Here is a 24,233-nt window from a genome sequence, read left to right as displayed (position 1 = left end):
AATCCCTCCTTGTTGTATTCCATTTCACTATGATATGATATCGACTATGATAAATAAAATGAATCTTTTTTATAAGGAGTATAAGTGATTAGTTATGACCATTACACAACTTCAAGTTTTAATTAAAACGGTTGAATTAGGGAGTTTTACGAAGGCTGCCGGGATGTTAAATATGACACAGCCAGCTGTAAGTCATGCGATTTCAAGCATTGAGTCAGAGTTAGGCGTTACCATTCTTATACGCGATAAACGAAAAGGGCTAATCGTTACGGATGTTGGAAATAGAATTCTTGTACATATTAGAGAAATCTTAAACGGCGTTGAGAAGATTGAACAAGAAGTAGCGATGGAGAAAGGGCACGAAGTTGGGACGATTCGAATTGGGAGTTTTCCGAGTGCTTCTGCACATTTCTTACCCAAAATGATAAATCTTTTTAAGGAGAAGTATCCGAACTTAGAAGTCGTTCTTTGTGAAGGCACGATTAAAGAAGTTGAAGATTGGTTAGTATCGAGGGTTGTTGATATAGGAATTGTTATCTTGCCTAATAAAGATATGGAGATCGTGCCCTTAACGAAGGGGAAAATGGTTGTTGTCTTAAGAGAGGATCATCCTCTTTGTAAGAACGATTCTATTAAAATAGGTGATTTAGAGAATGAACCGATCATATTATGTAAGGGTGGGTACGAACCACCTATTATCGATATGTTTAAACAAGCGAACGTACCACTTCGGGCTGAATATATAATTTCCACAGTTACAACAGCTTTAAATATGATTCAAGAAGGATTAGGAATCGCAATTTTGGCTGAGTTATCTTTAACGAGTTTACCAAAGAATATACAAACGAGAGAATTGGAACCACAAGTATGGAGAGAAATTGCTTTAGCTGTTCCTTCATTAAAGGATTCTTCAATCGCTGTGCAGCTATTTATTGAAGAATTTCAAGGCTTGTTTGCAGAATAAGAAGAGGTGTCTCATATATTGTAATGGGGCACTTTTTTATTTGCTTTAAAAAATTTGTAAAAAGGATTGACTTATACTCTAGTTGTAACTATAATGATTACATCGAGGTGGTAATCACAATGAAAATTAGTAGCCGCTTTTCTATAGCTGTTCATATTTTATCTATTTTGAAAAACAATCCATCTTCAGTTTGTACTTCGGACTATATGGCCGAAAGTGTAAATACAAATCCGGTAGTAATTCGAAAAATAACGTCTTACTTGAAACAAGCTGAGTTTGTATACGTCAAACGCGGTCCGGGTGGCGCGGGATTATTAAAGGATTTACATGAAATCACATTATTAGATGTGTATCATGCAGTGAATGTAGTGGAAGAAGACAAACTATTTCACATTCATGAAAAACCGAATCCAGACTGTCCAATTGGGGCGAATATTCAAGCTGTTTTAGAGGTTATTTTAGTTCAGGCGCAATCTGCGATGGAAGAAGTGTTGAGAAATATTACGATGGGGCAGTTATTTGAATCTTTACAACAAAAAATGAATGCATAATATGATAATTGCAAGTCTCTAAAAGGGAATGCATATTTTTTTCTCAAAATTGTAACCGTTTCGGTTACATCTAAAAATAAAAAGAAGGTAAGGTGCAAATAATATGACTGTGAAAATGAAAGTATACTCAGATTTTATATGCCCGTTTTGCTTTTTAGCAAAAGGTCCATTAGATGAAGTAGCGAAAGAGAAAGATGTAGAAATCGAATGGATGCCATTTGAATTGCGTCCAAGCCCATATTCTAAAATAGATCCTTGGAACGAGCCAGATAAGTTAGGCTCATGGGATTCTTTCATTCTTCCTACTGCAAAAAAATTAGGGGTTGAAATGCGTCTGCCACGTGTTTCTCCGCATCCATATACACATTTAGCTTTTGAAGGGTGCCAATTTGCGAAAGAGCGTGGACTTGGAAATGAGTATCATCACCGAGTATTTACTGCGTTTTTCCAAGAAGAGCAAAACATTGAAGATATTGATGTATTAACGAAATTAGCGGTAGAAGTAGGGCTTCCTGAAGCAGAATTTAAAGATGCTTTAGTAACTCGTAAATATAAAGAAAAACATCAAGAAGCGATTCAACATGCATATGATGAAGCGAATATTATGGCGGTACCAACTGTAATGATTGGAGATGAAGTCATTCAAGGACTTGCTAGTAAAGAAACGCTAGAAAGAGTAATTGATAAAGAAATCGAAAAGGATAAAACAAATTCATTTGAAGGTATGCAATGTAAGGCGGATGGATATTGCTAATTCGTCTTGCATGAAAGACTCAAATTGATTTGTTTAAATAAAAATAATAAAACATATATTTGGAGGAATTAAAATGTCAGCAACTACAACAAACTTAAAAGAAGCAATCGTGAACCGTCGTTCAATTCGTAAAGTAACAAAAAACGCTACAATTACAAAGGAAAGAATTGAAGAAGTATTAAAAACAGCTTTACATGCACCAACTTCTTTCAATATGCAAAGTGGCCGTATGGTTGTATTAATGGATGGAGAGCATGAAAAGTTTTGGGATATCGTAAAAGAAACGCTTAGATCACGCGTACCAGCAGAAAACTTTGAAGCGACTGTAGAAAGACTAAAAGGTTTCCATGCAGGTGTAGGTACCGTTTTATTCTTTGAAGATCAAGCAACTGTAGAAAAAATGCAAGAAAATGCACCGTTATATAAAGATCAATTCCCATTCTGGTCTCATCAAGGTAATGCAATGTTACAACATACTGTATGGATGTTATTATCAGCTGAAGGAATTGGCGCATCATTACAACATTACAATCCAATCGTAGATGCTGAAGTGAAAGAAACATGGAATATTCCAGCGGAGTGGAGTTTAGTAGGACAAATGCCATTTGGTGAGCCAAATGAACAACCAGGGGAAAGAACATTCTTACCTACTGAAGATGTAGTGAAATTTTATTAAGAAATTTAATATATACAGAGTTAAATAAATGAAAGGAGAGTACATATATAGCTATATATGTACTCTCCTTTCGTATGTAATGTTTAAATGCGATTGTGGAAAAAGTTACTGCAAGAATAATTTCTTTCATATGAATCGAAGTTTTCCCTACAATTAAAAATCTATCATGTTTTTGAAATGACAGTAAACATCCCCGTCATGTTTGGTGAGTAATTTTTAAAATCAAATTTTTCATAGAACGATTCTTTACCTTGTGATGCAAATAAACCGACAAACGCCTTATCAGGGGCATTCTCATTTAAGTATGCAACCAAAAGGTGCATTATTTCTTTCCCAATACCATGTTTCTGATAATCCGGATGAACCACTATATCTTGAATATAGAAATAGATAGATCCATCACCAACAATTCTCCCCATGCCCACAATTTTTTCATTATCTTTGACCGTGATGCAGTGAATAGAATGCTTCAGTGAAGTATCCGCTACTTCAAAATTCATATAATTAGTCCATCCAACAGAATCACACAAATATTTGTACTCTTCCAATGTTGGAATGTTATGTTTAAACTCATATGTTTTCAAAATGCATCCTCCATGTCCTTAAATTCAATAAGTATATAAATTCGAGATATTTTTATCTATTCCTCTTACGCAACAGAACTCCTTTTAGTTATTGAATACTATATCATCTGTCTCGTCTATTTAATTTAGTCCAGCTTCCCTATTCGTATTGGTGTTAATTTATGTGCATTTAGGGAAGAAATATAAGAAATAATCTGGTGAGAAAGGAAGTGGGAACATGAATGATGAGAAAAAATATACAGTTGTCGGTACTGATGTTGATGAAGTGAAACGTTTAAATAAAAATTCAGGGTTAACATATAATCAGGTGAAGGAATTGTTAGCAAAGCAAATGCAAAAAAAAAGTAATTAGATTGAAATCTTTCATTTTTTCATTTAGCATTTTGATTGGAGAGAGTTAAGTAAAAGGTAACTCTCTTTTTTATATAAATGAGCAACTTTTAGAGTGGAGGAAGCAACATGAAAAAATGGGTAAAGATAACGTTGTCTATCGCTGGAGGTATTGTTCTATTGGTGTGTGCCGGAGGATATTACGTGTATAAAAATTATTTTCCAAAGGAACCTGAGCGTATTGTATATGATAAAGACAGAGTGTTAAAACCGATACATAATCAGCTTAAAGGGATCGACATAGATAATATAAAGATAAAAGAAAAAGAAGTTGTAAATGCGACTGTGGATGAGCTTCAAAAAATGGTTGATGATGGGAAATTATCATATGAAGAATTAACGAGTATTTATCTTTTTAGAATACAAGAACATGATCAAAATGGAATATCATTAAATGCTGTTACAGAGATTAATCCTAATGCAATGGAGGAAGCACGACAGTTAGATAAAGAGAGATTTTTAAATAAGAAATCGAACTTATACGGCATTCCTGTCATCGTAAAAGATAATGTACAAACAGCGAATGTTATGCCGACAAGTGCTGGAACTTATGTATTAAAAGATTGGATTGCAGATGAAGATGCGATGATTGTGAAGAAGTTGAAAGAAGAAGGGGCGTTTGTTTTAGGAAAAGCAAATATGTCTGAGTGGGCGAATTATTTATCTTTTACAATGCCAAGTGGATATAGTGGGAAGAAAGGACAAAATTTAAATCCATATGGCCCGATTACATTTGATACATCAGGATCGAGTTCAGGATCTGCTACAGTGGTTGCAGCTGATTTTGCACCGCTTGCAATCGGGACGGAAACGACGGGATCCATAGTAGCACCGGCAACGCAACAATCAGTAGTTGGGTTACGTCCGTCTTTAGGTATGGTTAGCAGAACAGGAATTATCCCGTTAGCTGAAACACTTGATACAGCAGGGCCAATGGCAAGAACGGTCAAAGATGCAGCAACGCTATTTAATTCAATGGTAGGTTATGATGGAAAAGATGCTATGATAGAAAAAATGAAAGATAGAGATAGAATGGATTATACGAAGGAGTTATCGATAGATGGATTAAAAGGGAAAAAGATAGGGATTCTTTTTTCTATAGAACAACAAGATGAAATTAGAAAAGCAGTAGCGAAAAAGATTAGAAAGGACCTTGAAGATGCAGGTGCAATATTGACTGATGATGTTCAGTTAAACAGCGAGGGTGTAGATAATCTGCAAACATTAGAATATGAGTTCAAGCATAATGTTAACGATTATCTTTCACGGCAAAAAAATGTGCCAGTAAAATCGTTAGAAGAGATTATAGCGTTTAATAAAAAGGATAGTAAACGACGAATAAAGTATGGACAAACATTAATTGAGGGTTCTGAGAAATCTGCTATAACGAAAGATGAGTTTGAAAAAATAGTTCAAACGAGTCAAGAAAATGCAAGAAAAGAGCTAGATAGGTATTTAGTAGAAAAAGGTTTGGATGCTCTTGTGATGATTAATAACGATGAAGTTCTTCTATCAGCTGTGGCTGGTTATCCAGAATTAGCAGTGCCGGCAGGATATGATTCTGATGGTCAGCCGGTAGGTGTAGTGTTTGTTGGGAAACAGTTTGGTGAAAAAGAACTTTTTAATATTGGATATGCGTATGAACAGCAATCTAAAAATAGACGTTCTCCTAAAATATAGAGTTGAAAAATAGTTTTTAGAAAAGTATTAGATGAAAAATCAGACATTAAAAAAGAAAAAAAGGATTCTTCCTAATTAGTAAGAAAGATTGTCTATAGAAGTTCATAAAATGTAATATATCCAATTTCCATCCATTGAAGGGGGAGGTTAATTTTTAATGAATGAAGTGAAAAATTTCTTTCGAAGTAGAGGGTTTCAACGGTTTCTCGTTTTAATAATATTAGTGCTTGTATTGTATGGATTAAAAAGTATGATTAATTTAATATTAATTACGTTTATTCTCACGTTTTTGATGGATCGATTTCAAAAGTTTATTTCAAAAAAATTAAAAGTAAATAGGAAAGTGGTTATTGCTGGTTTATATATTGTATTAGTGACGTTTATTGTAACTACACTATATAAATATTTGCCTGTACTAACGATACAAATTTCACAATTGATTTATCAATTTAAATTGTTTTTTCAAAACCCACCTGATAACGAGATAATTAAATATGCACTTTCGACAATTAATGGAATGGAAGTATCGAAATATATCGAACAAGGTGTAGATGTCATTTATCAATCGATAGCAAACATAGGAAAAGTCAGTTTACAAATACTACTTTCTCTTATTTTAAGTTTATTTTTCTTATTAGAAAAAGAACGCATTATAGCATTTACTTCGAAATTTAAAGATAGTAAGCTGAAAATTTTTTATGAGGAGATTGCATATTTCGGTGAAAGGTTTGCAAGGTCGTTCGGAAAAGTGATTGAAGCACAGTTTTTAATTGCGGTTGTAAATTGTGTGCTCACTGTAATTGCGCTTGTCATTTTAGGATTTCCACAGCTTCTTGTATTGGCTGTCATGGTCTTTCTACTCGGTTTGATTCCAGTTGCTGGTGTTATCATTTCCTTGTTTCCACTTTGTATCATTGCCTATAACGTCGGCGGGGTTGTGTATGTTGTTTACATACTAGTGTTCATTACAGTAATCCACGCTCTTGAAAGTTATTTATTAAATCCAAAATTTATGTCTGCAAAAACGAATTTACCTGTTTTTTATACATTTATGATTCTTATCTTTTCAGAGCATTTCCTCGGAATATGGGGGCTTATTATTGGGATTCCAATCTTTATCTTTTTATTAGATGTACTTGATGTAAATAATGATGAACCGATTAAAGATAATAAGTGATAGAAAATGACCGATGTTTTCTCTTGATGAAAACATCGGTCATTTATTATTTTTTCTTTGGAGGAGGTAGTTTAATGAAGGTATTTGCAATTAAAGCTATAATAACAGCAGCAAAAATAAAGACGGCGATTACACTAACTTCCATACCTGCCCATCCTCCTACAAGGAAGATACTTATCGGTATTGCTAACAAGCTTAAAATAATTAGAATCAATCCGAGATTCTTATCATATTTTTTAGTTGGAAATAGCGTTCTGATGATTAAGAAGAGGAAAAGTATTAAGGATGCTACAGCTAGCAAGAGGATTGTAATCGTCCAAGAATCATTCATGAAATCACCCCTTTTTATAGATAATATTACCGTTTAAATTGAGGGGGAACTATAAAAATATAAAAAAGCAATCCAATATAAATCGGATTGCTTTTTTGATTGGAAAATATGATTAAAGAACAGGAGCCATTGTTTCTTTCAATACTTGAACAGAGTGATCGAATTTTAATTCTTCCTCTTCACTTAGTTCAACTTCTAAAATTTCACGAACACCGCCGCGGTTTAAAACAGCAGGTACGCCGATATAAACATCTTGTTGGCCGTATTGACCTTCAAGATATGCTGATACAGTTAATACGCTGTTTTCATTGCTTAAGATTGCTTTCGTAACACGTAAAAGTGACATGCCGATGCCGTAGTATGTAGCACCTTTTCGTTCAATAATGTGATAAGCTGCATCACGAACGTTTACGAAAATATCATCTAAATCTTTTTGGTTATATGTGTTGTCTTTTTCAAGAAGCGTTTGTAGTTTTTGAATACCAATTGATACGTGACTCCACACCGGAAGTTCTGTATCACCGTGCTCTCCGATAATATAAGCGTGAATGTTATGAGGTCCAATATCGAAGTACTCACCTAACATATAGCGGAAACGAGCAGAATCAAGAGTTGTACCAGAACCGATTACGCGTTCTTTCGGTAATCCAGATTCTTTCCAAGTTACGTAAGTTAAAATATCTACAGGGTTTGTTGCGATTAAGAAGATACCGTCAAAGCCGCTATCCATAATGCTACGAACAATTTGCTTGAAAATTTTAGCGTTTTTCTCAACTAAATCTAAACGTGTTTCACCTGGCTTTTGTGGCAATCCAGCTGTAATTACAACAAGATCTGCGTCTTTACAATCTTCATAACTACCTTTCCAAACTTTTGTTGGAGCTGGTGCGAAAGGAACGGCATGGCTTAAGTCCATTGCTTCTCCTTCAGCTTTTGCTTCATTTACATCCACTAAAACAAATTCTTCAGCTACAGCTTGGTTAATCATGCAGTAAGCATAACTACACCCAACTGCTCCTGTTCCTACTAATACAACACGGTTAATACCTTTTTTCATTTCAAAATTCCTCGCTATTTCATAAATTTTATTATGTAAGATAATACGTCTTACTTCTATAATTTCATATCTATTTTATTACATTTTATAAAATATATTCAAGTATTTGAAAATGTATCCGCTCAATTACTTGAATGAAACATAGGAATCCTGTTAAACGAATATAATTCAGTAAAATCCTTCGTAAAAGGGGAATTGGCATGGGGAATCCATTATCGATGGAACAAATGCTTCAAATTGTTCATGAAGGGCTTGCCAAAACGAATAACCCCAAACCCAAACGGATTACAGTTGCCGGTGCAGGGATGTCTGGATTAGTTGCAGCAACTTTATTAAAAGAGGCTGGGCATGAGGTAACGATTATAGAAGCAAATAACAGAATAGGTGGCAGAGTGTATACGATTCGTGAACCATTTAGCGCAGGATTATATTTTAACGCAGGTCCTATGCGTATTCCGGATACTCATGATTTAACTTTAGCTTACATTCGTAAATTTAAACTACCGTTAAACCTTTTTATTAATAAAACTTCTTCAGATATAATTTATACGAATAACAAAAGAACGAGATTGGATGTGTTTGAAAAGGATCCAAGTGTACTTGGATATCCAGTTTTAGATAAAGAAAGAGGGAAAACGGCAGAAGGGTTAATGTTAGAGGTATTGGAACCGATACTTAATTATATTAAGAAAGATCCTAATAAAAACTGGATTATTGTTGAAAAAAAGTATAAAACATATTCGCTCGGTTCATTTTTAACCGAGTATTATTCAGATGGGGCAATAGATATGATCGGAGTACTTCTTGATATGGAAGCATACATGGGAATGTCTTTAATTGAAGTATTACGCGAAATGATCTTTTTCACTTCAACGACGAAATATTATGAGATAACAGGCGGGATGGACGCATTACCAAATTCATTTTTACCAGAGCTAAAGGATAATATTTTTATGTCGTATACAGTAGAAAAAATTATACAGGAAGATAATAAAGTGATGATGCAAGTAACACATGAACAAACGTTAAATTCATTTATAGTAACTGGTGACATCGCTATTGTCACAATTCCATTTTCAGCTTTGCGATTTGTAGAAGTTCAGCCATATCATTTATTCTCTTATTATAAAAGGCGGGCAATTCGTGAATTAAATTATATTGCTTCAACTAAAATTGCGATAGAGTTTAAAAGTAGATTTTGGGAAAGAGCAGGACAATATGGTGGTAAGTCAATTACAGATTTACCTATCCGCTTTACATATTATCCGAGCTATGGCATTCATACACCAGGGGCGGCTATCGTTTTAGTGAGTTATACGTGGGCAGATGAGGCGTTAACGTGGGATAGTCTCTCGAATAGAGAACGTATTCGTTATGCGTTGAAAAATTTAGCGCAAATATATGGAAATGTGGTTTATAGTGAGTATGTTGCGGGAGAATCTTTTAGCTGGAGTCAAAATCCGTATTCTTGCGGAGCATTTACAGCTTTTGAACCAGGGCAAGAGCTTGAATTGTTTCCATATATTACGCCGCCAGCGGGTAGAGTGCACTTTGCAGGAGAACATACGACATTAACACATGGATGGATGCAAGGAGCAATCGAGTCTGGAATTAGAGTTGCTCATGAAATGAATGGAAAATGAAACGATAATCTAGCAGTTTTGTTTACAAATAGGTATTCTTTTAATAAAATGATAAATATAAATCGTAATAATTACGCTTTGAATAAATTTGAAGTAGAGAAATGGATGGTCGGTCGAATGAGTAAAGTAGAAATTCATATATTAGGTGGTTTTTTAGGTAGCGGAAAATCAACATTGCTGCAAAATTTATTATTAGCAGAAAAGAAGAAAAATCGAAAAGTTGCAGTTTTAATGAATGAAATCGGTGAATACTCGGTAGATACAGATATTATTGGAAAAGAGAATGTGTTAAGGGAACTTCTGAAAGGATGTATTTGTTGTACGTTAAAAGAAGAGCTTGAAATTCAATTACATTCTTTATATCAACAAGAAAGACCAGATGTAATTTATATAGAAACAACAGGTGTCGCACATCCAATTGAAGTGTTAGATGCATGTGTATCACCAATTTTAGCTCCTTTCCTTGAAGTGAAATCTATAGTAGTCGTATTAGATGCAGTAAGATGGTTAAACCGAAGTATATTAAGTGCAAATGTACAACAGCTATTACATGAGCAAATGAAATATGGAAGTCATATTCTTATTAATAAATCAGATTTATTAACAGATTCGGATAAGAACAAAGTACTTGAAGACGTAAAAGCAATAAATAATCATGCGAAATTGTTTGAAACAAAGTATTGTAATATATCTTTAAAAGATATAGAAGAAGCTGAATTTGTGAGAGATGGAGAACAAGAGACACTTCATGTTAAACAGCATTTACATATACAAACGATGACGTATCAATTTATGAAATCGATTGATCAAGACAAATTATACGAATGGCTTTCAAATTTACCAGATAGCGTTTATCGTGTAAAAGGATTTGTGAAATTCCATGGAGATAAATACCCTCACTTATTCCAATATTCATTTGGCGTACCAACTTTACTGGAGCAAGACTTCGGTTTCCCGACAAACTTGGTAGTAATAGGGGAAGGGTTAGATAAGAAACAATTGGTTGAGGGGTTAGAGAAAGTAGAACTTAATTCTAATTAAGATTAAAGGACTAACTTCAAAATAAGTTAGTCCTTTTTTGTATGTAGAAAAATGCTTGCGGATTTTGTCTAATAAAAATAATTGAAAAATTCAGAAATATATTTATAATCAAATCTAAGAGGTGATTCAGGTGTCAGAAAAAATAATAATGGATGTAAAAAACCTAACAACAAAAGGGTTAGAAACGAGAGAGAAATTATTGTGTGCTGCAGAAGAGGTATTTGGTAATAAAGGATATTACGAAGCTTCTATCGTGAATATTACACAAGAAGCAACGGTAGCGCACGGAACTTTCTATAATTACTTTCCATCTAAAAAAGATATATTTGATGAATTGATTCGCAGATTGAACCGTGAGTTACGCTTAATTATTAAAGAAGAAATGAAGGGGATATCAAGTTATGAAGAGGCACAAAGAAGAGGTTTTCAGGCCTTTTTTCGATGGGTGAAAGATCGTCCTAATCTATATAACATTGTACAACAGGCGGTAGTTGTTGATGATAATTTATATAGATGGTATTATGCAAAGCTCGCAAATGGATTTTTAAAAAGTTTATCGGCTGGCATGGAAGCGGGAGAATTTAAACAACTTGATAAAGAAACAATTGCGTATTGTCTTATGTCAATTGGTCAATTTTTAGGAATGCGATGGGGCTATTGGGAAGAGAAAGATGTTCCGGAAGATGTATTTGAAGCAGCGATGTCATTAATATTTGAAGGATTGAGAAAGAGATAAGGGAGTGGGGAAAATATGCAAGGCATTGCTTATTGGATTGAAAAACGGGCCTATTTACATCCAGATCGCATTGCCATTATTACAGAAGAGGAGGAAATGACATATAAACAGTTACATGAGTATGTAAGTAAAGTAGCAGCATATTTAATTTACGACTTAAATGTGCAAAAAGGAGAGAGGATAGCTATTTTATCACAAAATAGCTTGGAATATATTGTGCTTTTATTTGCTATAGCAAAGGTAGAATGTATTGCTGTTCCACTGAATATACGGTTAACAGAAAATGAACTTATATTTCAGTTAAAAGATAGTGGAGCTACAGTTTTATTTGTAGAGGAAACATTTCAAAATATGGCACTGTCAATGCAGAATGTAACATATGTACAAAGAGTTATTTCGATTAAAAGTTTAAAAGAAATAGAAGATAGAAAAATTGACAACTTTGAAGAGATAAATGAAAGCGCATCCTTTATTATATGTTATACCTCGGGGACAACAGGACAACCGAAAGGAGCTGTACTTACACAAGAGAATATGTTTTGGAATGCGCTTAATAATACATTTGCGATTGACCTAACTGTTCATGACCGCTCCATTGTGTTATTGCCTTTATTTCATATTGGTGGGATTGGTTTATTCGCATTTCCAACTTTATTTGCAGGTGGAATAATCATTGTTCCGAGAAAATTTGAGCCAACCATAGCTCTTTCTATGATAGAAAAATATAAAGTGACTGTTGTAATGGGAGTACCTACAATTCACCAAGCATTAATTAATTGCGCAAAGTTTGAAACTACAAATTTACAATCAGTTCGCTGGTTTTATAACGGTGGTGCACCATGTCCAGAAGAGTTGATGAGAGAATTTATAGATAGAGGATTTTTATTTGGTCAAGGCTTTGGTATGACTGAAACATCACCAACCGTATTTATGCTTTCAGAAGAAGATGCAAGACGTAAAGTAGGCTCAATTGGAAAACCTGTTCTGTTTTGTGATTATGTACTTATTGATGAAAACAAAAATAAAGTTGAGATTGGTGAAGTTGGAGAGTTAATAATAAGAGGAGCAAATGTAATGAAAGGGTATTGGAATCGGCCAGATGCAACAGAAGAAACGATTCAAGATGGTTGGTTATATACGGGAGATTTAGCTAGAGTTGATGAAGATGGTTTTGTATACATTGTCGGTAGAAAAAAAGAAATGATAATTTCCGGTGGTGAAAATATTTATCCCCTTGAAGTAGAGCAAGTTATTAATAAACTATCAGAAGTATGTGAGGTAGCAGTAATTGGTACACAACATGTAAAGTGGGGAGAGATTCCAATCGCCTTTATTGTGAAAAAGAGTTGCAGTGTATTAAATGAAAAGGAAGTCATTGATCATTGTCGTTTATTTCTAGCCAAATATAAAGTTCCAAAAGAAATTGTGTTTCTAGAGGAATTACCTAAAAATGCAACTGGTAAAATTCAAAAAGCACAGTTGGCAAATCAACTGAAAAGTAGGTGAAAAGATGACGATGTATAGTTCCGGTCAACAGGCATCATGTAGTAAAACAATAACGGAAACAGATTTTGTACTATTTGCAGGTTTAAGTGGGGATTTTAATCCAATTCATATTGATCATGAGTATGCGAAACAAACTAGATTTAATCAAAGAATCGCACATGGTTTATTAACTTCTAGTTTATTATCACAATTGTTAGGCGTTCATTTACCAGGAAAGGGTTCCGTTTATATGGAACAAACTATTAAATTTACAGCGCCAGTTTTTATAGGAGATACGATTACAGCTACGGCAACAGTACAAGAATTTATGATAGAAAAGAGAGTTTTGAAATTGTTAACTGAGTGTCATAACCAAAAAGGAGATTTAGTGTTAACAGGTGTAGCGACTATGATGGTGCCAAAAGAAGGAGGAATTGTCTAATGAGAATTGGGATTGAAGCAACTGGTGTTTTCTTCCCAAAAGACGTAGAGACGGCCGCAGATTTATCTAAAAAAACAGGTATTCCTGAGAATATTATTATAGAAAAGTTTGGGTTATATGAAAAACATGTCGCAGACGAAATGATGCATGCATCAGATTTAGCTATTGCTGCTGCAAAGCCAATATTATTACAAGTAGATCCTCAATCTATTGATGTAGTCATTTATTTTGGTAGTCCACATAAAGATTACCACGTATGGTCTAGTGCCCCAAAAATTCAGCATGAACTTGGATTGAAAAATGCTTATGCTTTTGAAATTATGAATGTTAGTTCTTGCTTTCCCATTGCTCTTAAAGTCGCAAAAGATATGCTCTACTCTGATAACTCAATTGAAAATATATTATTAGTAGGTGGATGTAAAGAATCTCAAATTGTAGATTATGATAATCCACGCTCACGTTTTATGTTTAATTTTGCTGATGGCGGAAGTGCAGCTTTAGTAAAAAAGGGAGCTAGCAACGGTGAAATATTAGGCAGTGCGATTATAACGGATGGTTCATTTCATGACGATGTTCGTATTCCAGCTGGTGGATCGAAGCAGGTTGCGAGCTATGATACAGTTGAGAATCGACAACATTATATTGATGTAATAGATCCTATTAGTATGAAAGAACGTTTAGATCCAATTTCAACCCCTAATTTTGATAAGGTTATTCGGGAGGCGTTAAGAAAAAGTGGATTTACTCCTAAAGATATTAAAGTATTGTTACCACTGCATACAAAACGCTCTATGCTAATAGAATTGTTACAGGGGCTGGGCTTAGTAGAAGAGCAAGTTGTATATTTAGATCATTATGGGCATATGTCAGCACTTGACCCATGTATAGGTCTTCATTTTGCAAATGAGCAAGGGAAATTACAGCCTGGAGATATTGCAGTGGCTGTTAGTGCAGGTACTGGGTATACTTGGGCAGCTACTGTGATTAGATGGTAGTAAGCATGGATTTTATCAAAAAAATTATATGTTGTTTTTTCATTGTTACTGTGAGTCTAGGGATGTTTGCTTCTGTAGGAAGTGCCTCTGCTGTAAAATATGTGAAATCATGGGGGAGTGAGCTAGATACTTCTAAGTTATTAAGGACACCAGTGGCGATGGCAAGGGATGCAAAAGGATTTTTGTATGTTGTTGATATGGGGAATAATAGGGTTTTGAAAATAGATAAGAATGGAGAAGTTGTTGATGCTATAGGAACTTTAGGTGAAGGTCCGGGACAGTTCAATATGCCATTTGGTATTGCTGTTGATAAAGAAGGTAATATTTTAGTTGCGGATACAGCGAATTATCGTATTCAAAAATTTAATGAGGAGTTTCAATTTATTAAAAGTTGGGGCACAAAAGGTAAAGGAAGTGAGCAGTTCTCGTTTCCTAGGGAAATTGCAGTAGATAGCGATAACAATTACTATATTACGGATGAATACAATCATCGTATTCAAAAATATAGCCCGGATGGGCAGTATATTCAAACAATAGGGAGTTATGGAAAGGCGAATGGAGAAATGGCTTTACCACAAGGAATCGCGATAAATAAACAAGACGAGGTCTATATTGCAGACACATATAACAATCGTATTCAAGTGTTTGATAAAAAAGGGGAGTTTCAGCGAGTAATCGGAACAGGAATTGCAGGTTTAGGCCCATATCAATTCTACCATCCAAGAGGAATAAATTTTGACTCAACATCTGGATCGTTATATGTAGCAGATACATATAACAATCGGATAATGAAATTTACAAATAAAGATCAATTTTTATATACAGTAGGTAACTTTTTTCAGTTTGTTTATCCTAATCAAGTTCTTCCGGATGGTAAAGGGAATATCTATATAACGGATACGGGAAATAATCGTGTACTTTTATATAATGAGGTAGGCCTAACAGCGGTAATGAAGAAAACCATAGGTAATGAAAGGAATGGAAATACACAATATGCAGGACCTTATGATGTCGAAAGAGACACGAATGGAAATGTTTTTGTATCTGATTCTTTTAATCATCGAATTTTGAAATATGATATATCTGGGAAGATTGTTGCTAAGTGGGGAAGTTTATTTGGTACTGGTGGGCCACTTGGGTTCGGAAGTCTTCCAGGACAGTTTTTTGTTCCAAGACAGATTGCAACGGATCGTTACAATAATGTGTATGTATCTGATTCTGTAAATCATCGTATCCAAAAATTCACCAATTCAGGGATAGCGCTTGCTTCATATGGTTCATTTGGAGTATTACCAGGTTTTTTTCAATTTCCATCTGGAATAGCTATTGATAGTAAAGGAAACATATTTATAGCTGATTCAGAAAATCATCGTATTCAAAAATTTAATCCATTCTTTGTATATATGAAAGAATGGGGGAGAAAAGGAAGTGGAGAGGGAGAGTTTTTTCAACCTATGCAATTAGCAATTGATTCAAAAGATAATGTTTATGTTGTTGATCGGATTAATAATAGGGTTCAAAAATTTGATAATGAGGGTAATTTTCTTACAAAATGGGGTGCAAATCATGGAGCTGGAAACTTAGATCCACTAGAAAATTGGAGAGAGGGTCCAGGAGATCTTTTTTTGCCAATAGGAATTGAAATCGATATAAATAATACGGTATATGTCACAGATACTTCTAATAATCGTGTGAATATTTACAATGAAAATGGGGATTTTTTAGAGTCTTTTGGAAGTTTTAATGGTATGTCAGGGCAGTTTTTCTCACCACAAGGAATAGATGTGGATAGTCAAGGGAATATCATTATTACAGATGGTTTACTCCAAAGAATTCAATTTTTTAAGAAAGCTAATTAATATTGGAGACTCAAAATGCTTGTTAGAAAGGATAGAAGTTTAATAGTTTGGGAATGCGGTATAGGTAGGAATAAAATATTTATATGAAATTGTAAAGGTGTTTAATGGAAATCGGAGAAGATACATGTATACTAACAATCTCGTTTATATTATTCAAAGGAAAAGTCATAATTACGGATGGGTAACTTTGGCTTGTTTGATTCTATCAGAAAGTAAAATATGGGGAGGATCACAATGTCGATGAAAAAACGTAAATGGCTAAGAATGGTGGCTACTGGTTGTGTGTTAGGTTCGTTATTAATAACGGCAGCTTGTTCAGGAAAGAAAACAAGTACAGAGGATGAAAAGACGATTAAGGTAGGGGTTCTTGCTTCATTAACAGGTCCATTAGAATCATATGGAAAACAAACAGTGAACGGATTTGAATTAGGGTTAGACTATGCAACGGGTGGAACTGGGAAAGTGGAAGGGAAGAAGATTAAGTTTGTTGTAGAAGATACGGAAACGAAAGCCGATGTAGCGGTTAAGAAAGCTACGAAATTATTAGAAGAAGAGAAAGTCGATTTTTTAGTCGGATCGTCTAGTTCAAGTGATACATTAGCGGTTTTACCACTTGCTGAAGAATATGAAAAAATAATGGTTGTAGAACCAGCAGTCGCTGATAGTATTACCGGGAAGAACTGGAATAAATATATTTTTAGAACAGGTAGAAATTCATCTCAAGATGCAGTCGCTGGTGCTGCGGCAATTGCTAAAAAAGATGTAAAAATAGCAACGTTAGCACAAGATAATGCTTACGGCCGTGAGGGAATTGCGGCATTTAAAGCTGGAGCAAAGAAATTAGGTGCGAATATTGTAAACGAGCAATACGCGGATACGAATTCGACTGACTTCACTGCAAATATTCAAAATATCATTAGCTCAAAGCCGGATTATTTATTTATCGTTTGGGCAGGGGCAAATTCACCTTGGAAACAGTTAAAAGATATGAATGTGGAAGCGCAGGGTATTAAAATTTCTACCGGTGCACCAGATATACCGGCATTAAAAACGATGGATGCGTTAGTAGGAATGCAAGGTTTTTCTGTTTATTATCACACACTTCCGAAAAATAAGGTGAATGATTGGTTAGTTGAAGAACATAAAAAACGATTTAATGGTGCGGTGCCAGATTTATTTACAGCAGGAGGAATGTCAGCGGCAATTTCAATTGTAGAAGCTTTAAAGAAAACAAAAGGTGATACAGATGTAGATACATTGATTAAGAAAATGGAAGGAATGGAATTTGATACACCGAAAGGAAAGATGAAGTTTAGAGAAAAAGATCACCAAGCGATGCAGACACTTTATTCTATCACATTGAAAAAGCAAGATGGTGTTGATTATCCGGTGCCAGTATTAGAGCGAGAATTAACGATGAAAGAGACAGAACCCCAAGTTCAAAATAAATAGACTGAATTTTCTGTTGTTTACGTATAAAGAGGGAGTACACCCTCTTTATACGTATTTCTTTCATACTTAAAGCTTTAAAGGGAGGGATTTCGTGACACATTTGCTAGAAACGAAAAATCTTTGCGTATCTTTTGGCGAGCATCATGTTATTAAGGATGTGAATTTAACAGTACAAAAAGGAAAGCTCATTTCAATTATTGGACCAAATGGTGCAGGAAAGACAACGCTATTCAATTTACTAAGTGGACAAATTTCTCCAACAAAGGGTGAAGTATATTTTAAAGGACAAGAGATTACAAATTTATCAATTTCGGATCGTACTCGATTAGGAATTGGTCGTTCTTTTCAACTTACAAATATATTCCCAGAGTTAACGGTACTTGAAAATGTTCGTTTAAGTGTTCAATCATTTGTGCAAGATTACTATAGTTTTTTTCCGAGTTCGGCAAAATTTAAGCAACAAGTTGGAGAGGCGAGACGTTTCTTAAAAACAGTATTACTTCACGAGAAAGAACATGTATTAGCGAAAGATCTAGCGCATGGGGAAAAACGAAAGTTAGAGCTTGCGATGTTATTAGCTTTAAAAACGGATGTGTTACTACTTGATGAGCCGACGGCAGGTATATCAGTTGAGGAGGTACCGGCTATTTTACAAGTGATTGAAAATATTAAGAAACATCCAGAGAGTACAATTGTACTTATTGAACACAAAATGGATATGGTACTAGGTTTGTCAGACCATCTTATCGTTTTATTCCATGGAGAGTTATTGGCTGAAGGTTTGCCCGAAGAAATGATGAAAGATGAGCGTGTACAAAGTGCTTATTTAGGGGGATTATATAGTGGCACTATTACAAGTGAATAATATAGAGACGTATTTAGATCAGTTTCATATTTTACAAGGGGTATCTCTTACTGTTGAGAAAGGAACGATTACTGTACTGTTTGGAAGAAATGGGGCAGGGAAGACTACGACATTACGTTCGGTTATGGGATTTCACCATATCGCACATGGTGAAATTTATTATGATAGTACACAAGTAAATGGATTATCTACACATTTAATTTCAAGGAAAGGAATAGGGTATGTACCAGAAAATCAAGGTATTTTTCACGACCTGACAGTAGAAGAAACATTCGCTCTTGCTAGGGGGAAGGGAGAAGAAGCGGAAGAAAAAATAGACTGGATGCTTGAATTATTTCCAGATTTAAAGCAATTTTGGCACAAAAAAAGCGGACTCTTAAGCGGAGGGCAAAAGCAAATGCTAGCAATTTCAAGAGCATTTATTAATAGTGATGGTTTATTACTTATTGATGAGCCGAGTAAAGGCTTGTCGCCCATTATGATAGAAAAATTAATGATAGCCATTTTGAAAATGAAAGAGAAAACAACAGTTTTACTCGTTGAACAAAACTTTATGATGGCTAGTCAAATTGGTGATTACTTTTATATTATGGATAACGGAAGAATTGTTCATAACGGTTTTATGCATGAATTAAAAGAGGATAAGGAAATGTGTCACAAATATTTAGGAATCTCTTAACATGAATCCGGGGTGAGAAGGATGGATGTGTTAATCAATTTATTTGTAAATGGGATTTCAACAGGGATGCTCATTTTTTTATTAGCGTCAGGTCTTTCACTTATTTTCGGTTTAATGAGCGTTCTAAACTTCGCACATGGTGGGTTATTTGCATGGGGAGCTTTTACAGGTGTATGGATATTTAATACAACTGGAAGCTATTTACTCGCTTTAATTGGAGCAATTTCTATGGGGATGTTTCTTGGATTCATTTTAGAAAGATTCCTTATTAGACCGGTATATGGAAATCATGTTCGCCAGCTTCTTGTGACGCTTGGAGGAATGCTTGTACTTAGTGAATGTATTAAAGTATTTTGGGGGCCAAATCCAATTGGTGCTAAATTACCGTTATGGTTACAAGGTAGTTATACATTTGAAGGCGTTATATTAATTAAATATCGTCTATTCGTTATTTTAGTTGGGATACTAATTTACATCGCTTTACTATTGCTGCTGAAAAAAACAAAGATAGGACTTATGATTCGCGCTGGTGTAATGGATAAAGAGATGGTTCAAGCTCTCGGAATTAACGTAAAAGCGATATTCTCGTTTGTTTTTTTATTAGGAGCAGGGATGGCGGCGTTAGGTGGTTTTCTACTAGCACCATATTCAGGAGTTATTTTCGCTGAGATGGGTATGCAGTATGCAATTTTAGCCTTTATAGTAGTTATCATTGGAGGGTTAGGTAGCGTACAAGGTTCAGCGCTCGCTTCTTTAATTGTTGGATTAGCTGGTGCTTTTACAGCATATTTTATACCGGATTTATCACTTGCAATCAATATGTTAATGTTACTATTTTTCTTAATAGTGAAGCCAACGGGACTTGTTGGTGAAAAGGGGTGAAAAGGGGTGAAATGGTGAACAGCACATTAAATCGAATTAAAGTATACTTCGGAGTATTTATGCTCATTTGTTTAAGTGTATTTCCATTCGTAAATGATTCACGGAGCTTGTTAATTTTGTTCACTCAAATCTTCATCTTTGCTATTTTCGCTATGAGTTTTGATGTTCTCCTTGGATATACGGGTATTGTTTCATTCGGTCATTGTATGTTCTTTGGAATAGGGGCGTACGGTGTGGCACTCTTATTTGATCGGCAAGGGGTGTCTATAATGAACTTTTTTATAGGAATAGCAGCCGCAATTATTGTATCAGCCATCGTTAGTTATATAATCGGTTTGCTTTCTTTACGGCTGAAAAGTCATTTTTATGCAATGTTAACGCTCGCTATTTCCCAGCTGTTTTTTGTACTTGCTGAAAAATGGCGTTCACTGACTCACGGAGGAGATGGATTTACATTTCGTGTACCAGATATATTCCGTGATCGTTTTACATTTTATTATATAACATTTATATGTCTAATCAGTATTTTCATCTTGTTACGTCTTTTCACAAAATCTTCAATTGGGAAAGTGTTAAAGGCGATTTCACAAAATGAACAACGAGTTGAAGCACTTGGCTATAAAGTGCTTCATTATAAAATTATTGCTAGTGTTGTTGCAGGAGTAGTTGCAGCGATTAGCGGTGGTTTATTTGTTATCACTTTACGCTTTGTTAATACAACTGTATTTTCAATTGAAATGACATTAAATGCATTATTGATGACAATGATTGGGGGAGTTGGAACGTTAATCGGAGCTATTGCTGGAGCGGGGATTATTGAATCATTGAAATATTATTTATCAGAACTAGCTACAGAGTATCCGATTTTTGAAAGGTGGACGATTATTCTTGGTTTATTATACATTATCGTGCTTCTAGTTTTTCCGAAAGGGTTAGTTGGAACAGTTAAGAAGTTGAAGAATTTTAAAAGGGATAAGAAGGAGAAGAGCACAGGGGTGGAGCAGAACGTGTAAAATAAGTCTTCAAGATGAAAAGGGATGTCCTAGTAGTTAAACATATTAACTAGGTAACATCCCTTTTTATTTTATTAGGCCGTACGATAGTATATGAAGTTATATTAGCGATTCGAAAAGGGATATCTATTTACCCGTAAAATACGACAAGTGTAGCCTCTTTATTAATTAAATAGTTCACCTGGAATCACTTTATCTAAGTCTCGAGTTGTAAAGAAGTTAATAGGTAGTTTTTCAACCGCGACATTTTCAACTGGAACTAATTTATCATTTCTAATCGGTAAAAAAGCTATCCCATTTCCCTCAATAATAAACTCTTCAATAAGCGAATAAGAATCTAACTGTTGAAGTTGATGCTGAGATAGATTGTTTTCTTTTAGAAATTGTATTGTCATATTTCTAAAAGGGCACTTTTTATCGTTACTAACAAAGAAAAGTTCTTTTGAAAAGTCAATGTTACACTGTTCTTTCGCTTTTAATAAGCCTACAGAAATTGAAGTGGTGAATACTTTTTTAAACGCTGCGTCGGGATAATCCTCATAAGTTATGACCATATCAACTTTTTGTTGCTGTAGTAGTTTTTGTAAATGGCTACTACTTTCTATATATATTTGATAATTCCTGAAATTTTCTTTAATACGCATACTTAAATAATTAGTCAAAATAGATTGTGACGTCGCTATTACATAAGAAGAAGCACTTGTTTTAATTTCATCTTTCGCTTCTTCTAAAAGAGCTAATATTTTATTCGTGTAGTCTAATAAAATGTCACCAGAAGGTAACAGGGAGACACCTTTGTTATCTCTATGTAGTAAAGGTGTTTCTAATTCTTGTTCTAATTTTTTGATTCGCTCAGTTACATTTGGTTGTACATAGCCTAGCTCTTTAGCAGCTTTACTAATAGATCCTTCGTTAGCTACAGTTTTAAATATAATAAGATCATTTATTTCCATTCATTTCAGCCCCTTATACGGTATCATTATAAATGATATCAAACATAATTTATACCTATTTTACGTCAGCCAATCATCGGTTTATCATTATGTATATAAGATCGAAAGTGAGTGATAAACATGATTGGTATGCAATATAAGGTCATTTTACCAAAGGATTATGACATGGAGATTATTAAAAAAAGGGTAAAGGATAATGGGTTTAAAACTGATGGTTTTCAAGAACTAAATTTTAAGGCTTATTTAATTACTGAGACAGGTAAGGATGGGAATTTCTATAACTGTTATGCACCTTTATATATGTGGAATGGTCATGAAGGGATGAACAAATTTATATTCGAAGGGTATTACGATAATATTTTGCAATCGTTTGGATGGCAACAAATAAATATAGGTGTTCCATTAGTTGTTAATTTAAGTAATGATTTTAGAAAAAGTAGATATGCTGTTGAATATGCAGGGAGTATTTCTCAAAGTAAATCGCTGATTGGGACGCAATTAAATAAAGTAAATGAAAATGTGCAAAACATAGAAAAATGTTTAGGAAATGTAATAGTTTATAATCCGGATAAGTGGGGATATAGTCAATTCAGTTTTTATAAGGAAAAGCCTGAAATAGATGTAATGGACGATATTACTATTTATGAGATTTTACATATTTCATGAGGATATGTTGTTGAATGCTAAATTAAGAAAAAGGAATGAAAATGTATGCCTTTTGTGAACGTTTATTATCATGAAGATATAGTAAATAAAGAAGAGTTGAAAAAGATAGGTGAATGTATCCATCTTTCATTAATTGAACATTTTAACATCCCTGAAAATGATTATTTTCAAATATTTTTACCTTATCAACGAAATCAATTTTTGTATAATCCATATTATTTGTTGGAAAGAGGAGAAATGAGAACTGAGAATATGATTCATGTTTCTATTACATGTGGACCTGGAAGAACAGTACAACAGAAAAAAGGTTTGTATCAATCTATATCCTTTGAAGTTTCGGAATGTTCCAACGTAAAAGTTACTGACATTTTTATTACATTACATGAGACAGCTGCTGAAAACTGGTCATTTGGTCAAGGGATGGCACAATTGGTAAAAATGAAGGGAGCAAAATGATGAATGAACCAATTGAATTTTATATTCCAAAGAAAATGAGAGAAATAGCACCTGTATTTTCTCATTATAGTGAAGAGATATTATTTGAGGAAGTGTGGCGGGATGCCGCTTTAACATTAAGAGAAAGAAGCTTATGTACATTGTCGGCGCTAATCAGTCTTGGTAATACAGAACAATTATCATTTCATCTGAAGCTAGCTAAACAAAATGGGATAATGGAGAATGAATTAGTTGCATTAATAACACATATGGCTTTTTACGTTGGTTGGCCAAAAGCTGTGGCAGCTTTAAATATAGCAATGAATGAAATGGAAAGTTAAGAATAATGATTTTGGGAGGTATTTTTAACATATTTCTACTTGCATTACTATCACTTGAGTGGTAAAGTGATAGTGAGATCAACGCTAGGAAGTGATGAAACATGCGTGAAAATACGATAGGATCGTTAATATGGCTACGTTTAATACGATTTACGAACCAAAGTAATCAAATGTCAAATGAGTTTTTAAAACGTTTTGATTTAACAACAGCCCAATTTGATGTGCTTTTGCAAATACGGACTTATCAGCCATTAACACAAATGGAGTTAGCAGAAAAGGTTACCGTTACACAAGGCGGTATTTCTCGAATGTTAACACGTCTTGAAAAAGAAGGATATATTATACGAAAACAAGATTGGAAAACGAAAACAATTAGTCTTACAGGGCAAGGGGAAGCGGCTTTAGAAAGAGCATTGCCAGAGCAACTTGCATTTCAATCATCATTTTTTGATGATGTATTAAATGAAGAAGAGCAGAAAATACTATACGAGTTGATGTCAAAAGTTCATAAGCATAGTGAAAAAAAAGAATTACCGAATGAGTAATTTTTTTTACTTAATCAATTGACTAATCAAGTGATAA

27 protein-coding genes are annotated in these 24,233 nt (G+C 34.3%); 23 read left to right on the top strand and 4 right to left on the bottom strand.

What is annotated here, in order from left to right; genetic code table 11:
* Positions 1 to 94: 94 nt before the first annotated feature.
* The 4 genes from MR155_RS06325 (at position 95) to MR155_RS06310 (ending at position 2,945) form a co-directional block, all read left to right on the top strand.
* Positions 95 to 964, top strand: coding sequence for a LysR family transcriptional regulator (locus MR155_RS06325; RefSeq protein ID WP_242308729.1), 870 nt, complete (start codon positions 95 to 97; stop codon positions 962 to 964).
* 119 nt (positions 965 to 1,083) lie between these two features.
* Positions 1,084 to 1,515 (top strand): Rrf2 family transcriptional regulator, encoded by a 432-nt coding sequence (locus MR155_RS06320; RefSeq protein WP_002012300.1) that lies wholly within the window; start codon positions 1,084 to 1,086, stop codon positions 1,513 to 1,515.
* Between the two features lie 103 nt (positions 1,516 to 1,618).
* Positions 1,619 to 2,269, top strand: a complete 651-nt coding sequence (locus tag MR155_RS06315) for a DsbA family oxidoreductase (protein WP_002012302.1) — start codon at positions 1,619 to 1,621, stop codon at positions 2,267 to 2,269.
* Between the two features lie 73 nt (positions 2,270 to 2,342).
* The gene (locus tag MR155_RS06310) at positions 2,343 to 2,945 is read left to right on the top strand and encodes a nitroreductase family protein (protein WP_002012304.1); all 603 of its coding nucleotides are present in this window, start codon (positions 2,343 to 2,345) and stop codon (positions 2,943 to 2,945) included.
* 164 nt (positions 2,946 to 3,109) lie between these two features.
* On the opposite strand, the gene MR155_RS06305 is transcribed toward MR155_RS06310, so the two are convergent.
* Positions 3,110 to 3,529, bottom strand: a complete 420-nt coding sequence (locus tag MR155_RS06305) for a GNAT family N-acetyltransferase (protein WP_002031303.1) — start codon at positions 3,527 to 3,529, stop codon at positions 3,110 to 3,112.
* A gap of 217 nt (positions 3,530 to 3,746) precedes the next feature.
* Between MR155_RS06305 and MR155_RS31755 the strand changes: the two genes are divergently transcribed.
* From MR155_RS31755 to MR155_RS06295, 3 genes are all read left to right on the top strand, one after another.
* On the top strand, positions 3,747 to 3,881 hold the full coding sequence (locus MR155_RS31755; RefSeq protein WP_002012306.1) for a hypothetical protein: 135 nt from the start codon (positions 3,747 to 3,749) through the stop codon (positions 3,879 to 3,881).
* Positions 3,882 to 3,988: 107 nt separating this feature from the next.
* Positions 3,989 to 5,599, top strand: coding sequence for an amidase family protein (locus tag MR155_RS06300; protein ID WP_002141334.1), 1,611 nt, complete (start codon positions 3,989 to 3,991; stop codon positions 5,597 to 5,599).
* A gap of 157 nt (positions 5,600 to 5,756) precedes the next feature.
* Positions 5,757 to 6,776 carry an AI-2E family transporter gene (locus MR155_RS06295; RefSeq protein WP_002031308.1) on the top strand — a complete coding sequence of 340 codons (1,020 nt, stop codon included), beginning with the start codon at positions 5,757 to 5,759 and terminating at the stop codon, positions 6,774 to 6,776.
* A 46-nt stretch (positions 6,777 to 6,822) separates the two neighbouring features.
* Here MR155_RS06295 and MR155_RS06290 read toward each other — a convergent pair whose 3' ends face one another.
* Positions 6,823 to 7,107 carry a YesK-like family protein gene (locus MR155_RS06290; protein WP_242308719.1) on the bottom strand — a complete coding sequence of 95 codons (285 nt, stop codon included), beginning with the start codon at positions 7,105 to 7,107 and terminating at the stop codon, positions 6,823 to 6,825.
* Between the two features lie 112 nt (positions 7,108 to 7,219).
* Complete coding sequence (locus MR155_RS06285) at positions 7,220 to 8,164, bottom strand: L-lactate dehydrogenase (RefSeq protein ID WP_002012312.1); 945 nt, start codon at positions 8,162 to 8,164, stop codon at positions 7,220 to 7,222.
* 200 nt (positions 8,165 to 8,364) lie between these two features.
* Between MR155_RS06285 and MR155_RS06280 the strand changes: the two genes are divergently transcribed.
* The 12 genes from MR155_RS06280 (at position 8,365) to MR155_RS06225 (ending at position 21,256) form a co-directional block, all read left to right on the top strand.
* Positions 8,365 to 9,807, top strand: coding sequence for a flavin monoamine oxidase family protein (locus tag MR155_RS06280; RefSeq protein ID WP_242308716.1), 1,443 nt, complete (start codon positions 8,365 to 8,367; stop codon positions 9,805 to 9,807).
* A 117-nt stretch (positions 9,808 to 9,924) separates the two neighbouring features.
* A complete protein-coding gene (locus MR155_RS06275) occupies positions 9,925 to 10,848 on the top strand; it encodes a CobW family GTP-binding protein (protein WP_242308939.1) in 924 nt (307 codons plus the stop codon).
* Positions 10,849 to 10,978: 130 nt separating this feature from the next.
* Positions 10,979 to 11,584 (top strand): TetR/AcrR family transcriptional regulator, encoded by a 606-nt coding sequence (locus MR155_RS06270; protein ID WP_001290796.1) that lies wholly within the window; start codon positions 10,979 to 10,981, stop codon positions 11,582 to 11,584.
* Positions 11,585 to 11,599: 15 nt separating this feature from the next.
* Positions 11,600 to 13,090: an o-succinylbenzoate--CoA ligase gene (locus MR155_RS06265; RefSeq protein WP_242308714.1), complete on the top strand. Its 1,491-nt coding sequence runs from the start codon at positions 11,600 to 11,602 to the stop codon at positions 13,088 to 13,090.
* Positions 13,091 to 13,094: 4 nt separating this feature from the next.
* On the top strand, positions 13,095 to 13,511 hold the full coding sequence (locus tag MR155_RS06260; RefSeq protein WP_002064880.1) for a MaoC family dehydratase: 417 nt from the start codon (positions 13,095 to 13,097) through the stop codon (positions 13,509 to 13,511).
* Positions 13,511 to 14,506 carry a 3-oxoacyl-ACP synthase gene (locus MR155_RS06255; RefSeq protein ID WP_242308712.1) on the top strand — a complete coding sequence of 332 codons (996 nt, stop codon included), beginning with the start codon at positions 13,511 to 13,513 and terminating at the stop codon, positions 14,504 to 14,506. The genes MR155_RS06260 and MR155_RS06255 overlap by 1 nt, the downstream gene beginning before the upstream one ends.
* Before the next feature lie 62 nt (positions 14,507 to 14,568).
* Entirely contained in the window at positions 14,569 to 16,365 is a 1,797-nt protein-coding gene (locus tag MR155_RS06250) for a 6-bladed beta-propeller (protein WP_219303708.1), read from the top strand.
* A 234-nt stretch (positions 16,366 to 16,599) separates the two neighbouring features.
* Entirely contained in the window at positions 16,600 to 17,817 is a 1,218-nt protein-coding gene (locus MR155_RS06245) for a substrate-binding domain-containing protein (RefSeq protein WP_078178798.1), read from the top strand.
* Between the two features lie 91 nt (positions 17,818 to 17,908).
* A complete protein-coding gene (locus tag MR155_RS06240) occupies positions 17,909 to 18,682 on the top strand; it encodes an ABC transporter ATP-binding protein (protein ID WP_000149306.1) in 774 nt (257 codons plus the stop codon).
* Positions 18,660 to 19,361 carry a branched-chain amino acid ABC transporter ATP-binding protein gene (locus MR155_RS06235; protein WP_001196706.1) on the top strand — a complete coding sequence of 234 codons (702 nt, stop codon included), beginning with the start codon at positions 18,660 to 18,662 and terminating at the stop codon, positions 19,359 to 19,361. The genes MR155_RS06240 and MR155_RS06235 overlap by 23 nt, the downstream gene beginning before the upstream one ends.
* 21 nt (positions 19,362 to 19,382) lie before the next feature.
* Entirely contained in the window at positions 19,383 to 20,243 is an 861-nt protein-coding gene (locus MR155_RS06230; RefSeq protein ID WP_219302024.1) for a branched-chain amino acid ABC transporter permease, read from the top strand.
* Positions 20,244 to 20,302: 59 nt separating this feature from the next.
* The gene (locus MR155_RS06225; RefSeq protein WP_219303709.1) at positions 20,303 to 21,256 is read left to right on the top strand and encodes a branched-chain amino acid ABC transporter permease; all 954 of its coding nucleotides are present in this window, start codon (positions 20,303 to 20,305) and stop codon (positions 21,254 to 21,256) included.
* Positions 21,257 to 21,420: 164 nt separating this feature from the next.
* Here MR155_RS06225 and MR155_RS06220 read toward each other — a convergent pair whose 3' ends face one another.
* Positions 21,421 to 22,209, bottom strand: coding sequence for a LysR family transcriptional regulator (locus tag MR155_RS06220; protein WP_242308711.1), 789 nt, complete (start codon positions 22,207 to 22,209; stop codon positions 21,421 to 21,423).
* A 120-nt stretch (positions 22,210 to 22,329) separates the two neighbouring features.
* Between MR155_RS06220 and MR155_RS06215 the strand changes: the two genes are divergently transcribed.
* The 4 genes from MR155_RS06215 to MR155_RS06200 all read left to right on the top strand — a co-directional run bounded on the left by MR155_RS06215 (position 22,330) and on the right by MR155_RS06200 (position 24,196).
* Positions 22,330 to 22,875 (top strand): DUF4865 family protein, encoded by a 546-nt coding sequence (locus tag MR155_RS06215; protein WP_219302026.1) that lies wholly within the window; start codon positions 22,330 to 22,332, stop codon positions 22,873 to 22,875.
* 45 nt (positions 22,876 to 22,920) lie between these two features.
* A complete protein-coding gene (locus MR155_RS06210; RefSeq protein ID WP_144512433.1) occupies positions 22,921 to 23,331 on the top strand; it encodes a tautomerase family protein in 411 nt (136 codons plus the stop codon).
* On the top strand, positions 23,328 to 23,651 hold the full coding sequence (locus MR155_RS06205; RefSeq protein ID WP_235661805.1) for a carboxymuconolactone decarboxylase family protein: 324 nt from the start codon (positions 23,328 to 23,330) through the stop codon (positions 23,649 to 23,651). The genes MR155_RS06210 and MR155_RS06205 overlap by 4 nt, the downstream gene beginning before the upstream one ends.
* Positions 23,652 to 23,752: 101 nt before the next feature.
* Positions 23,753 to 24,196 carry a MarR family winged helix-turn-helix transcriptional regulator gene (locus tag MR155_RS06200; protein ID WP_113938227.1) on the top strand — a complete coding sequence of 148 codons (444 nt, stop codon included), beginning with the start codon at positions 23,753 to 23,755 and terminating at the stop codon, positions 24,194 to 24,196.
* Positions 24,197 to 24,233 lie beyond the last annotated feature (37 nt).

Origin of the sequence: Bacillus cereus group sp. BfR-BA-01331 (assembly GCF_022663915.1) — a bacterium.
GTDB lineage: Bacteria > Bacillota > Bacilli > Bacillales > Bacillaceae_G > Bacillus_A > Bacillus_A mycoides.
This window is presented reverse-complemented; position numbering and strand designations above follow the sequence as displayed.